At 64.0% G+C, this 1,203-nt stretch carries 1 protein-coding gene; it reads left to right on the top strand.

Translation table 11 applies throughout. The features are described 5' to 3' along the window. Positions 1-818 precede the first annotated feature (818 nt). Positions 819-1,203 (top strand): hypothetical protein (locus GY769_15990; GenBank protein MCP4203419.1); only part of this gene is annotated, 385 nt, incomplete at its 3' end.

Genomic DNA, 1,203 nt, shown 5'->3' on the forward strand with positions numbered 1-1,203 from the left:
GGCGGATGTGACATCGTGAGTACCGATCCGAACGGCCTGCGATGGGCGACACAGGCCAAGCGAACGCGGAGCTTCGGCCCTTCACCGGCCGCGAAGGAACTCAAGAAAGTACTCGACGATCCGCCCGACCCCGAGCCGGGAGTGTACCTGCTGGCCGCTTCCTGTGCTCTTTCGAGGCGAACCGAGAAGGCTCTTGCGCTGGAGATCTCGCGGCGTGGCAAGAACTGGGACGTCAAACGAGTGCGGCTCCTTTTCATAGAGTATGAAAGCGCTTGTTTTCAGTGGTTTAGTGCCCACTCTCGGTTCGCAAACGAGCAGGAACGGCCGACCTTTGCACGCGGTCCATCCGGGTTTCGTGTGGGTCGATCGGAGCTGATGCGCCGACGCAGCCTCTCTCGGCCAGGCGTAAACGGGGCGTGACAGGCAAGCGCCACGGGCAGCGACAGCACCTGGCTTCAGCCCCAGCCATTCTTGCGGGCAATCCCCCGGCATCTCCCCGACCTGCCGGCGCGCAGGGGCTGTCAAGGCCACCGAGCGACGAGTCCGCGAGGAGAGAGGTGCCGAAGGGGAGCCTTGACAAACGCGAGCACCGGCACACGATCCCGTGCCGAGGGATTGGGACGCCCGTCGCGCCTCCATCAGTAAGAACCCGCACAGAACCCGGAAGGGCCTTGCACGTCGACGGCCAATATTGGCGTGGTTCCATGGAGTTGGTCTCTCGGGGCTGGACAAATCTTGATGCGTGTGACAAGGTGGTTTCCCGGGCCAGATTGGAGCCGCAATGGAGCGGCGCGAAGTGATGGGCCCGAGGAGGTCGCATGGGCCTTGCACTTGCTCGAAGCCCAGAGGACGATGGATTCGAGGAGGCGGGAGAGCAGTTCGGAGCGATGGCGGAATTTCTCAGGTCGATGGAGGCGGGAAAGATGACGGAGAGCGATCTCGAGCGGCGGCTGGAGGAAGAGGGCCGGGAGTTGCTGCGCAAGCTGTTGGCCGCCCATGTGCAGATGCGGGCTCCGGGGGAGGCAGAGGGTCCGGTCATCGATGCCGAAGGCGTGAGGCGGGCAGAGAAGCGAAGCCACCCACGGAGTTTGGTTACGAGCTTCGGCAAGATCGGCGTGCCACGTACGGGGTACGCCCGAGCCGGGGAGGCTAGCTTGCATCCTCTGGATGGCGAGATGAACCTGCCGCGGGAGAGCTACAGCC

The organism is bacterium, assembly GCA_024224155.1.
GTDB lineage: Bacteria > Acidobacteriota > Thermoanaerobaculia > Multivoradales > JAHEKO01 > CALZIK01.